Consider the following 10,697-nt stretch of genomic DNA (forward strand, 5'->3'; position numbering starts at 1 on the left):
GGCCGGACATCCTAACGACCCCTCATCAGTCCGGCCGCCCTGAGGGCCGAGCTGATGACGGCGTCGACGTCGACCGGCACGAATCGTCCGAACGGCGTCGCCCGGGCGCGCGCCCCGCCCTCGCGTCCCTCGCCGTCACGTCCGGACCGCTCGCGCGATGCGCCCTCCGCGAATGTGTCGCTCCGTCCGCCCGAGGCGTCCTCCTCGAGGATCTCTCCGTCATAGACGTGCTCCACCACGGCGCGCGACGGGCTCGCCCCGGGCGACGCGCTCGTCGCCGCGGTTTCCTGTGCGGCGGCGGGCTGCGCGGCGCGGCGGACCGTCCGCGTGGCGAGGCCGAAGAACTTGGTGATGTGATAAGACGACGAGATGCCGATATCGAGCAGATACGGGCCGGCGGTCCCGCACTCGTCGTCGGCCTTGCCGGTCGAGAGCGGCGCGCCGTGCGCCATGTCGGCGATGCCGTAGAACTCGATCACCTCGTCGCCGGCGGCGTCTTTCCAGACCTTCCGGTCGTAGCCGTCGACTGTGGCGGCCGCCGACGGCGCCTCGGGCAGGCCGTGCACGTTCGTCCACTGCTTGAGGATCTCACGGGCGTTGGCCGGGATCACGGTGGTGTCCGCCGTGCCGTGCCAGACCGAGATGCGGGGCCAGCGCGGGTTGCGCGGCGCCGCGGCCCGCACCAGGTCGCCCCACGCCTGCGGGCTGCGCGACGGGCATCGCCTCATCGAATCGAACGCCTGCTGCACCGTGCCGGCGGCGCCGTAAGGCAGGCCGGCGACGATCGCACCGCCGGCGAACACCTCCGGATAGCAGGCGAGCATCGCCGAGGTCATGGCGCCGCCGGCGGACAGCCCGGTGATGTAGATGCGCTCGCGATCGATGCCGTGGCGGACCACCATGGCCTCGATCATCTGGCGGATCGACAGGACCTGGCCGCGGTCGCGGCGGGTCTGGGCCGGCGAGAACCAGTCGAAGCAGCGCGCCGGGTTGTTGCTGCTGCGCTGCTCCGGCAGCAGCAGGCAGAAGCCGTACCGATCGGCGAGCGTGATCCAGCCGGCCCCGGTGCTGTAGTCGGCGGCGGTCTGATTGCAGCCGTGCAGCACGACGACGAGCGGCGGATCGGCGGCCAGGCGTCGCGGCACGTGCGAGAGCATGCGCAGATGCCCCGGATCGGAGCCGAAGCCGTGCTCCTCGGTCAGCGCGCCGTCCCCCGTCGTCCCGGCGCCGGGCGAGGGACGCCGGACGCGCCACATCCGCTCCTGCCACTCGTGCCGGCATCGTTTGATTTCCGCCATCGTCTCGGTGAGCGTGGGCAAGGAAGCATCCTCTCGCAGAGCTGTCGTCTCGGTGATGAGTCTGAGCGTCAACCACTCACGAGAGATATTGTTGCTGCAGTGCGGCGTGGAAAGGTCGGCTGTGCCGTTCTCACAAACACGCGGCACGTGAAGCGGCGAGCCTTGATATGGCGGCTCGCGTCTCCATATACGTGAAGTCGATAGACGGTCGGACGACCGGCCTCGCGCTGACGGATCAGCGTCGCGCCCGCTCCTCTTTCCTGACAGTTCGATTTCGACGGCCCGTGTGCGAGCGGGCGTCCCCGTTTCAGCTCACGAAAGGCGGTCGCCATGATCAATGGAACCGTGAAGTGGTTCAACGCCCAGAAGGGTTTCGGCTTCATCGCCCCGGAGGGCGGCGGCACCGATGCGTTCGTGCACATCAGTGCTTTGGAGAGCGCCGGCATCTCCGACCTGCGGGAGGGGCAGAAGGTCGGCTACGACCTCGTCCCCGACGGCAAGACCGGCAAGATGACGGCCACCAAGCTCGAACTGCTGGGCTGATTGTCTCGGTGGCCGCGGTGGACATCACCGCGCCGCCGGTACAGACCGCATCGTTCCGATCGGCCGACCACGGATGTACTGGCGGCCCGGACGAAGGATGCGGCGACAGTCACCCTCGAGGAGGCGCGCGGCGCCTCGTCGCGGCCCCGTACCTCTTCGAGGTGCGGGGCCGTTCTGTTTGAAGACGGGCCGAACGGCCCGAAAAACCCCGAGGAGGACGGCATGTCGAAGGAGAAGCGGCGCGGCAATCGGGAACAGAAGAAGCCGAAGAAGAACAAGGCGCCGGGCGCGATCGCCACGAGCGCGCCGACGGGGGCGACAAAGGGCAGCCCGACGGTCGTCTCGACGAGCGAGCTGTTCAGGAAAAGCAAGGCCTGAGCCGCGCGGCGGCCTGCCGTGGCACCGTCACCGCACGATGCCATGGCTGCCGCTCGCATCACATCCGGCCTGGCCCTCGCTGAGTTACGTCCCGATCGATCCGGCCTCGCGGGCGTGGTCCACCGGGACGTTTCGGCGTGGTATGTGTCGTGCTGGCCGACGGGTCGGCCGTCTCACATGGCGATCAGGATGTCGCCCGCTCAGATGGGCTCGCACGTTTCCGTCGATGGCCGAGCGGCGCAGGCCGTGCCGGCGTTGCGCGCGCCACCATCTTGGGCGCGGGGGCAGGCGTCTTCGTGGCGGCCGCTCCGGTGTCGCGCGCCATCCGCAACGCCTTCAACCGCGCCATGTTGGTGAGCGCGCCCTGGTGAGCCGCGGCATAGTCCGCCGCCGCCCGGCTGGCGTGCGCGACGTCCTCGGTCTTCCTCTTGAAACGCTTCTCGGCATCTTCACGGACGCGAACGGCACGTGTGCTCATTGATCGATCTCCAAGGGCGCCGGCAAAGTCCGGCCTGATGCTTCGGTGTTCCTGATCACGGGCGACAGCGCCCGGCCGGCAGAGCGCTCCACGAGCGCCGCCGTTCCGACGGCCCGTCCCCGGGACGCGACGTCACTTCGATCGCCGGGCCGCACTCTCGTGTCGTCACGGCTTCGCCTGCTGGCGCAAGGTCTCGACCAACATCGACGAGGCCTTGTGGAGGGAGTCGTCGGGGTGCTCGCCGCAATACTGATCGATCGCGGCCACGATCTCTTCGGTGCTCTTGCCGCGCGACACATCGGTCGCCGGCGCTTCGCCGTACTGACTGTAAGCGGTGAGAAATCCGAGAACCCAGGCGGTCCTCGGCTCGCCGGCAGGAGTCGGGTTGCGTCGGTCGTCGCTCCAGGTCCGGCAGGCGACGTTGCCGTGTCCGAGCACCGGCTCGTCGGCGGCAGCGACCGGGGTCGCGACAGGCATCGGCAGCGCGAGAGCCAGCAGAAAGACAGCGAGGCCGATGCGCGGCCGCGCGACCAGACCGCTGACGGGTGCGGCGACCATCGCCGCGAGGACTTCGACCGCGCGTCTCAAATTCTGACCAAGTCGATCGTCTCGCTCGGCAGGAGCGGACCCGGCTCGTCGCGCTCGGTGAGCGTGCCCCACTCCTCGTTCCAGAGCCGGGCCGGATCGACGATCACAATCGACACGCCGAGATCGTCCGCGAACCGACGTCCGACCTCGAGGGCCCGCGCGACGGCGGCCGAGCCGGCGACGGGCCCGTGCAGCTCGAATGGTTGCCCGAAGATCATCTTCGTCGGACCGAGCATGCGGCAGCGCGTGATCCCCGCTTCGCTCCAGAATACGATCGTCACGCAGTCGGTGTCAGGCGTCTCGACTCGCAGGAACGTCGTCATGAAGGATCCTTCCTGCCCCCCGAAGGGGGTCAGCGTCGCGGTCATGTCCGAGGGCAAAGAGCCAACGCCCTGCGAGCGAAAATGTTCCAGCAGCGAAGGAGCGAACGAAAGGGCGAAGGTGGCGATGGACTTCCCGCCGGCTTCGACTCCGAACAACCTCGTTGGGACCCATGTTATCACGGCACCGTTCTCACGACGACGTTTCTGTTACGAGGAGCCGTCTTTTGTTTCAGGACGGGTGTCGTTCTCACGGGATCGTCTTCTGCACGACAGACGCATTCTCACGACCGCGCAACGACGAACGGCGTCACGCGCCTGCGCGGGCGATTGCGACATCGGAGACGACGAATTGTCTCGCTTATGGAGCTGGCGAGGTTCATAGTCGCCGGTGGACGCTTCGTGAGCGGCGGCGAACGCGATCATCGCCGCCGTTCGATCGGGAATGCGACACACGATCGACGGAGCCCGGCGACGAGGCCGGCGATCGTGTCCCGGCATTCGCCGATGTTGCCTCGACATCCGACATTCGTGGATGCCGGCTCGCGGACGCCGCCTGCGGTTCTTCGCTGACGGTCCTCGCAAACGTTTGTCGCGGAGGAGTCATCGAAAACGAATGCCGTCGAGGCGAGTGCGCACTTCTGCGGCCCGCATCCGCGGCAAACCATCTCCCGGAGACCCGAATGACCGACCAACCCGTCGAGCTCGACAAGCACCGTGGAATGATCGCTCAACAGGCGACCGAGCTGCGGCGGCTGCGCGCCGACGTCGAAGCGAACGCGAAGGCTCTGCGCGAGCGGGAGCAGGCGTTGGAGGCCCACCTTCTCGCATCGCCTGCCCAGAACTGGGTGGAGGCGGCCGAGAAGGCACACTATCTGCTCACTCTGTTCGCCGCCACATCGGCGGCACTGGATCCGCGCCGGCAGCGCCTGATCGCCGACGTGTTGAAGGACTTCGCGGTCCTGTCCGACGGAGCGGTCGGATGACGGTCTCTCTGCGCTTCCCGAACCACTCCCGCTACTACGACTCGACCCGCCGCGCCGTGGGCTTCTGGGCCCACGACAGGGCCATGGAAGCCGCGTTCTTCGTGGCGGAGGGCATTCTTCGACGACTCCAGCCCGGCATGTCCACGGACGAGCCGAGCGTGCTGCAGGCGTTCGACGTCCATCGCGACCGCATCCAGGCCGCCGCCGTGAAGGCCTATGCGCGCGGCGGCAGCGGTGCGCATGCGCTCAGCGAAGATGATTTCTGAGTCGGCCGGCGGATCGATCCGACCGGTCCGGACGCTGCGGCTCGCGGCCTCACCGGACCAGGAACCATGGAACCAGCTCTCACCGTCTCCGGCGCGGCGACGCTCGAGCGTCGCGTCCTTCTCGCGCTCGCGATCCTCGCCGTCGGCCTGCTGGGCGGCTTTCTGTGGCTGTTCAACTTCACCGACTTCTTCTGAGGCCACGCGTTCGCAGGCCGCCCGGCACGCGGCCGGACATCGCAGGCTCGGCCGGCGCCGCGTCCGGAGCCGAGACCCGCGCTGATCGCCCGCGGCCCCGACACGCCACACCCGCGCTCTCGAACCCCGTCCCCTTCTCCGTCACTACACACGAGGGCCCGGCGGTTTGACCGCTGTCCGGGCCCGAACGACAATCCGGCACGGTTCAGATCGGGGACGGACATGACGGACAGGTGCGGACGGGCGGCGGTCGTCGCCCTTGCGGCGGCGCTGGCGGTAATCTGGGGCGGCAGCGGACCCTCGCACGCCCAGGCGCCCGCGCCCGCGCCGGCCGCGAAGCCGCTGCGGCTGGGCGACGCCGTCACGACCATCACGCGCGCCCTGCTCGACAAGATCGAGCGGCCGAAGGACGGGTCCGTGGTGGAGGTGGTGGTCGATCCGCTGCTCGACGGCAAGACCGGGCTGCACACCGTGGCGGCCGCCGAGGCGGGACGCCGCGCGGCCGAGATCGCCAAGGCCTATCCGCACATCCGCATCGTGCCGTTCACGCCGGAGGCGCTGTCGCGCAAGCCGCTGCTCCTGATCGGCACGCTGTCGGCGGTCCAAAATTCCGAACAGGGCGGCGGGCAGGCCGCGGGCGCGCAGTCGCCCGACGCCTACCGGGTCTGGTTCACGCTCGCCGACACCGGCACCAATCAGGTGGTCGCCAAGGCGCAGGCCCCGGCCGTCGCCTCCGACGTGAACGCCTCGCCGCTCGCCGCCGAGGCCGACAGCCCGGCCTGGCGGCGCGACGCCGCGACGGCCGCCTATCTGGAGAGCTGCGCCGAGAGCAAGCCGGGCGAGGCGCTGCGCCCCGCCTATGTGGCGCAGCTTCCGGTCGCCGCCCTCGTGTCGCAGGCGAACGCCGCCTATGCGGCGAAGCGTTACAAGGAGGCGCTGGCGCTCTATCGCCGCGCCGCCGCCCTGCCGGACGGCGAGCAGCTGCGTGTGCTCAACGGCCTCTATGTCACGCTCGACCGGCTCGGCCGCCGGACCGACGCCGAGGAGGCCTTCGCGCGGCTGGTCGACCACGGCCTGCGCCAGCGCGATCTCGCGGTAAAAATCCTGTTCCGTCCCGGCACGCCGGAGTTCGTCCGCGGCCGCGAGGCGCGCGCCTATCCGATGTGGCTGTCGCGGATCGCGGCCCGCGCCGCCGCCGGCGACGCCTGCCTGGAGATCGTCGGCCATTCGAGCCCGACGGGTCCGGCCGCCGTCAACGACCGGCTGTCCGCCTTGCGGGCCGAGACCATCCGGGGCCGCCTCGACGGCGCCTCGCGCGGCCTCGGCACCCGGCTCCTCGCACGCGGTGCAGGCTCCCGCGAGACCATCGTCGGCACCGGGCGCGACGACGCCACCGACGCGCTCGACCGCCGCGTCGAGTTCAAGGTGATCGGCTGCTCGTGAGTGGCGGCGCGCGAGCGTGCCGTAAGAGCAATCGAAAGCTTTGTATATTGAACACGACATCCGCTCGTCCCCGCGAAGGCGGGGACCCAGAGCGTCACGACGTGTGGCGCTGGATTCCCGCTTCCGCGGGAATGAGCGGAGTGTGGAGCGGCGTCAGCGGGCACCGTTCCGAGCGCCCTCCTCGGCGCGCGCACACCGCTCCGCGAACCAGGCTAGGCAGGCGCCGGCGCCGCGTAAAATAGTGATTTGTTCGCTCGCCATTGGCGCCGCTTATACCGCGCCGCCGTCGGGTCGCGGCCACCTCTCTGCTGCATTGCCGGAAGTTCCTGCACCGCAGGTCTTTTCAGCGCTCTCCGAGAGCCGCTAGCCATCGCGCTGCGTGAAACGCGCGCGCATGCGCCCGCGGAAGGTCTAGTCCCGTCGCGTCCGGCTTGAGCGGCGCGTCCGCTCGCGCCTAGACTCGTCGGGCACTCTTCGTGATCCCCGGCCTCACCGCAGGACCCTTCTGGCAGACATGACAGACCCCTCACCGCCCCCCGCCTCGCGGCCCTACGCGATCGACGTGCATGCGCATGTCATCGTGCCGTCCGTCTATGCGGTGACCAAGCCGCACAGCCTGTTTGCGCGCGCCGAAGCTGACCCCTCGCTCTCGCCGGACCAGAAGGCCGCGATCATCGCCCGCAACGACGACGTCGCGCGCCGCATGGCCGGCGTCGAGGAGCGCCTCGCCGTGATGGACCGTACCGGCGTCGCCGTGCAGGTTCTGAGCGCGAGCCTCGTTCATCAGTGCAGCTACTTCGCCGAGCCGCAGGAAAGCCTCGCGATCGAGCGGCGCAACAACGACGCGATCGCGGCGATCGTCCGCGCCGCGCCGGACCGCTTCGCCGGCCTCGGCGGCGTGCCGCTGCACGCGACCGATCTCGCCGTCGCCGAGCTGGAGCGCTGCGTCGGCGACCTCGGCCTGAAGGGCGTTCAGATCTCGTCGCGGGTGCGCGACAAGGAGATCGGCGATCCGTCGCTGCGGCCGTTCTGGGCGACGGCGGAGGCGCTCGGCGCCGTCGTCTACGTGCATCCGGCCGGTAATCCGGATCCGCGGCTCGCCCCCTATCTGATGTGGAACAGCCTCGGCCAGTCGATCGAGGAGACCTTCGCGATCGCCTCGCTGTTCTACGAGGGTGTGCTCGACGCCTTTCCGGCCTTGCGCATCTGCATCTCGCACGGCGGCGGCTACATGCCGTTCTACACGGGGCGGGTGATGCGCAACTATGTCGAGAAGCCGGCCACCCGCCGGAACATGACGAAGCCGCCGACCGACTATCTGCGCATGCTGCACTACGATTCCTGCGTCTACGATCCGCGCGCGCTGGAGATCCTGATCGAGACGGTGGGCCCGGATCGCGTGCTGCTCGGCTCCGACTATCCGGTCGGCGATCCGCGGCCGACCGAGTTCATCACATCGTCCGAGGTCCTGACCGACGCCGAGAAATCCGCGATTCTCGCCGGCAACGCCGCCCGGCTCTACGGCATCACCGCTGCAACGACCCGCACGACCTGATCACGTCGCGCGCCGGCGCGACATCGCTCCCTGAAGAAGGACACCCGCCATGACCCAATTCTCGCGACGCCGCTTCAACAGCCTCGCCCTTTCGGGCCTGGCCCTGGCCGGACTGGGCGCGCCGGCCGCGGCGCAGGGTGGTCCCACCATCACGGTGGTGGTGCCCTACACGGCGGGCAGCGCCCCGGATCTGTTCGCCCGACTGCTCACCGAGCATCTGCACAAGGCGATGGCCCGCACCATGATCGTCGAGAACCGGGTCGGCGCCAGCGGCAATCTCGGCACGCTCAGCGTCGCCCGCGCGACGCCGGACGGCACCACGCTCCTCGTCACGGCCAACACGATCGTGATGAATCCGAGCCTGTTCAAGTCGCTGCAATACGACCCGGTGAAGAGCTTCGAGCCGGTCGCCGCGCTGGTGACGGCGAACTTCGCGCTGGTCGTCAACGCCGGGCTCGGGACCAGGACGCTCGCCGCCTTCGTCGCCAAGGCGAAGGCCGCCAAGGACCCGATCAACTACGGCTCGCCCGGCATCGGCACCCCGCATCACCTCTGCATGGAGCTGTTCCGCCGGCGCGCCGGCATCGAGCTCGTCCACGTGCCCTATCGCGGGCTGGCACCGGCCGTGACCGACCTCGCCGGCGGTCACATCTCGGCGATGTTCATGCAGGTCAACGCCGCGCTCGAGCTCGCCAAGCAGGGCCGCGTCGACGTGCTCGCCCTGATGGGCAGCGCGCGCAACCCGATCGCCCCGGACCTCGCCACCTTCGCCGAGCAGGGCATCAAGGACGTCGACGTCGACAACTGGTGGGCCATGTTCGCCCCGGCCGGAACGCCGGCCGACCTGGTGAAGACGCTCAACACCCGCGCCAACGAGGTGCTGAAGCGACCCGACGTCCTCAAGGCGATGGAGACGCAGGGCCAGACCCCGATGGGCGGCCCGCCCGAGGTGCTGAAAAAGCTCGTCGAGACCGACCGGGCCCGCTGGGCCGAGGTGATCACGGCCGCCGGCATCGCGCTGGATTGAACGGCGAATGCGAACCTCGTGACGTCGCCCTCATGGTGAGGAGGCCGCGCAGCGGCCGTCTCGAACCATGTGGCCGACGTGTGTCGGCCGAAGCCGGACCTTGCGAGATCGATGCGCGGTCGGGCCGGCGTCCTTCGAGACGCCGCCTTCGGCGGCTCCTCAGGACGAGGCGAGAGGCCGGGCGTGCCGCCCGCGCCACCTCGGGCACCTCACGTGGCGCGCCCTGCCTTCACTCCCCCCAGGCCGCGAAGGCCTCCGCGAACGCGCGCTCGCCCGGGGTGCCCTTCTCGATCGCCATGATGGCGCGGCGGTTGTTGCCGTAGACGATCGGCACGTCGAACCACGCCCGCTCCTTGAGGAGCTGGATGTTGCGCTGCATGTCGGTCTCGCTCGACGACAGGCCGATCAGGAAGAAGTTGGTCGTCACCTTGACGGCGAGGCCGGCGAGCGGGACGCCGCGCGTCTGCTCGGCCTGCTTCATCAGGATGCCGGGGATGTTGGAGATGCCGCCGTTGGGAAAGTCGGGCGGCAGCGTGAACATGACCTCGATGGTGTGGCTCGCCGGCAGCGAGCGGTCGGTGTTCCGGCGCAGCGAGAAGCGCACCGAGGTGTTGCGCTCGGGGATCTCGATGTCGGCCCGCACCACCATGTCGGGCGCCTGGCCGGGGGCGGCGACGATCGTCTCGGTGCGCCACACGGCGGTGCCGACATAGCGCTTGCCGCCCGGATCGGCCGGGTCCTCCTCGTAGAGGACGACGCGCTGGGCGACCGCCGGCTGCGCCTGCTGGGGCCGCAAGCCGGCGCCCGGCGCCGGCTGCGATCCGACCCGGTCGGTGATCTTGCCGGAGCGGTTCGGCTCGGCCGGCGCGCTCGGGGCGGGCGAGGTGGCGACCTGCTCGGAGGAGCCGAAGAGGCCCGCCACGCTCGGCCACAGCCACCAGCCGAGGCCGACGACGACCAGCAAAGCGAGCCCCGCGAGCGCGCCCTTGAGGAGCTTGCCGCCGAGCGGCGTCTTGATCGGACCGCCGAGATCGTCGCCGGTGCGCGCCGGCAGCGCCTCGGGCTGCAGCGGAAACGGGCGCCCGCCGCCGGACTCGCGATAGTCGTGGTCGTCGAGATAGGGCCGCACGCCGCCGCGGGCGCCGAAATCGGCGTCGGCCGGCTCGCCGCGCGCCTCGCCGCGTGCTTCGGGCGGACGCGCCGTGTCGCGCCCCGCCGGCTCGCGGCCGGGGTCGCGGCCCGCCTCGCGATTCGCATCCGGTCCGGCGTCGCGGGCGAGCGGCGAGCGGCGCGGCGGCTCGCGGGTGAACGGCGGATTGTCCCGCGTGAGCGGTGGTGGCTCGCGCGGCTGGGACGGGTCGCGACCCGGTGCCCCATCCCGTCCGGGCGCAGAATCGCGGGCGAGCGGCGGCGGGCGGCGGCCGGGCGGCGGGCGCAGGCCCTCCGGCTCGACATGCGGCTCGATGCGGGCGCCGTCGCGAGTCGGCGCCGTGGCGGCGAACACCTCGCGGGCCGTCTTGGAGGCGCTGGCGGTCGCCTCGCCCAGGCTCTCGGCCTCGGCGACGACGTCCCGAAATCCCTTCAGGCCGCGGTCGGTGAGCGACGGTCGCCCGCCCACCG

General features: G+C 70.3%; 13 protein-coding genes. 8 read left to right on the forward strand and 5 right to left on the reverse strand.

Annotation, left to right across the window (positions count from 1 at the left end; all coding sequences use genetic code 11):
• Positions 1-11: 11 nt before the first annotated feature.
• The gene (locus ABTU92_RS28085) at positions 12-1,319 is read right to left on the reverse strand and encodes an alpha/beta hydrolase family esterase (protein ID WP_408094872.1); all 1,308 of its coding nucleotides are present in this window, start codon (positions 1,317-1,319) and stop codon (positions 12-14) included.
• Positions 1,320-1,628: 309 nt separating this feature from the next.
• On the opposite strand from ABTU92_RS28085, the gene ABTU92_RS28090 reads away from it, so the two are divergent.
• Together ABTU92_RS28090 and ABTU92_RS28095 are read left to right on the forward strand one after the other, a co-directional pair.
• Positions 1,629-1,841, forward strand: a complete 213-nt coding sequence (locus tag ABTU92_RS28090; protein ID WP_408094873.1) for a cold-shock protein — start codon at positions 1,629-1,631, stop codon at positions 1,839-1,841.
• Positions 1,842-2,063: 222 nt separating this feature from the next.
• Positions 2,064-2,219 carry a hypothetical protein gene (locus ABTU92_RS28095; RefSeq protein ID WP_408094874.1) on the forward strand — a complete coding sequence of 52 codons (156 nt, stop codon included), beginning with the start codon at positions 2,064-2,066 and terminating at the stop codon, positions 2,217-2,219.
• Positions 2,220-2,403: 184 nt separating this feature from the next.
• Here ABTU92_RS28095 and ABTU92_RS28100 read toward each other — a convergent pair whose 3' ends face one another.
• The 3 genes from ABTU92_RS28100 to ABTU92_RS28110 all read right to left on the reverse strand — a co-directional run bounded on the left by ABTU92_RS28100 (position 2,404) and on the right by ABTU92_RS28110 (position 3,764).
• Positions 2,404-2,697 (reverse strand): hypothetical protein, encoded by a 294-nt coding sequence (locus ABTU92_RS28100; protein WP_408094875.1) that lies wholly within the window; start codon positions 2,695-2,697, stop codon positions 2,404-2,406.
• 165 nt (positions 2,698-2,862) lie between these two features.
• On the reverse strand, positions 2,863-3,255 hold the full coding sequence (locus tag ABTU92_RS28105) for a hypothetical protein (RefSeq protein WP_408094876.1): 393 nt from the start codon (positions 3,253-3,255) through the stop codon (positions 2,863-2,865).
• A gap of 26 nt (positions 3,256-3,281) precedes the next feature.
• Positions 3,282-3,764 carry a hypothetical protein gene (locus ABTU92_RS28110; RefSeq protein ID WP_408094877.1) on the reverse strand — a complete coding sequence of 161 codons (483 nt, stop codon included), beginning with the start codon at positions 3,762-3,764 and terminating at the stop codon, positions 3,282-3,284.
• A gap of 524 nt (positions 3,765-4,288) precedes the next feature.
• Between ABTU92_RS28110 and ABTU92_RS28115 the strand changes: the two genes are divergently transcribed.
• The 6 genes from ABTU92_RS28115 (at position 4,289) to ABTU92_RS28140 (ending at position 9,077) form a co-directional block, all read left to right on the forward strand.
• Entirely contained in the window at positions 4,289-4,591 is a 303-nt protein-coding gene (locus ABTU92_RS28115) for a hypothetical protein (protein WP_408094878.1), read from the forward strand.
• Positions 4,588-4,857, forward strand: coding sequence for a DUF1488 domain-containing protein (locus tag ABTU92_RS28120; RefSeq protein WP_408094879.1), 270 nt, complete (start codon positions 4,588-4,590; stop codon positions 4,855-4,857). The genes ABTU92_RS28115 and ABTU92_RS28120 overlap by 4 nt, the downstream gene beginning before the upstream one ends.
• A 66-nt stretch (positions 4,858-4,923) precedes the next feature.
• Positions 4,924-5,052 carry a hypothetical protein gene (locus tag ABTU92_RS28125; RefSeq protein WP_408094880.1) on the forward strand — a complete coding sequence of 43 codons (129 nt, stop codon included), beginning with the start codon at positions 4,924-4,926 and terminating at the stop codon, positions 5,050-5,052.
• 222 nt (positions 5,053-5,274) lie between these two features.
• Complete coding sequence (locus ABTU92_RS28130) at positions 5,275-6,495, forward strand: OmpA family protein (RefSeq protein ID WP_408094881.1); 1,221 nt, start codon at positions 5,275-5,277, stop codon at positions 6,493-6,495.
• Positions 6,496-7,009: 514 nt separating this feature from the next.
• Entirely contained in the window at positions 7,010-8,050 is a 1,041-nt protein-coding gene (locus ABTU92_RS28135; protein WP_408094882.1) for an amidohydrolase family protein, read from the forward strand.
• 49 nt (positions 8,051-8,099) lie between these two features.
• On the forward strand, positions 8,100-9,077 hold the full coding sequence (locus tag ABTU92_RS28140; protein WP_408094883.1) for a Bug family tripartite tricarboxylate transporter substrate binding protein: 978 nt from the start codon (positions 8,100-8,102) through the stop codon (positions 9,075-9,077).
• A gap of 229 nt (positions 9,078-9,306) precedes the next feature.
• Here the strand turns inward: ABTU92_RS28140 and ABTU92_RS28145 are convergent.
• Positions 9,307-10,697: hypothetical protein (locus tag ABTU92_RS28145; protein ID WP_408094884.1), on the reverse strand; the 1,391-nt coding region annotated here is incomplete at its 5' end.

It is taken from the genome of Rhodoplanes sp. SY1 (assembly GCF_046000175.1).
Taxonomy (GTDB): Bacteria; Pseudomonadota; Alphaproteobacteria; order Rhizobiales; family Xanthobacteraceae; genus Rhodoplanes.

Excerpts from the sequence above, each read along its gene's own strand:
- ABTU92_RS28090 (WP_408094873.1), top strand. The coding sequence starts at position 1,629 with ATGATCAATGGAACCGTGAAGTGGTTCAACGCCCAGAAGGGTTTCGGC.
- ABTU92_RS28095 (WP_408094874.1), top strand. The coding sequence starts at position 2,064 with ATGTCGAAGGAGAAGCGGCGCGGCAATCGGGAACAGAAGAAGCCGAAG.
- ABTU92_RS28100 (WP_408094875.1), bottom strand. The coding sequence starts at position 2,697 with ATGAGCACACGTGCCGTTCGCGTCCGTGAAGATGCCGAGAAGCGTTTC.
- ABTU92_RS28105 (WP_408094876.1), bottom strand. The coding sequence starts at position 3,255 with ATGGTCGCCGCACCCGTCAGCGGTCTGGTCGCGCGGCCGCGCATCGGC.
- ABTU92_RS28115 (WP_408094878.1), top strand. The coding sequence starts at position 4,289 with ATGACCGACCAACCCGTCGAGCTCGACAAGCACCGTGGAATGATCGCT.
- ABTU92_RS28120 (WP_408094879.1), top strand. The coding sequence starts at position 4,588 with ATGACGGTCTCTCTGCGCTTCCCGAACCACTCCCGCTACTACGACTCG.
- ABTU92_RS28125 (WP_408094880.1), top strand. The coding sequence starts at position 4,924 with ATGGAACCAGCTCTCACCGTCTCCGGCGCGGCGACGCTCGAGCGTCGC.
- ABTU92_RS28130 (WP_408094881.1), top strand. The coding sequence starts at position 5,275 with ATGACGGACAGGTGCGGACGGGCGGCGGTCGTCGCCCTTGCGGCGGCG.
- ABTU92_RS28135 (WP_408094882.1), top strand. The coding sequence starts at position 7,010 with ATGACAGACCCCTCACCGCCCCCCGCCTCGCGGCCCTACGCGATCGAC.
- ABTU92_RS28140 (WP_408094883.1), top strand. The coding sequence starts at position 8,100 with ATGACCCAATTCTCGCGACGCCGCTTCAACAGCCTCGCCCTTTCGGGC.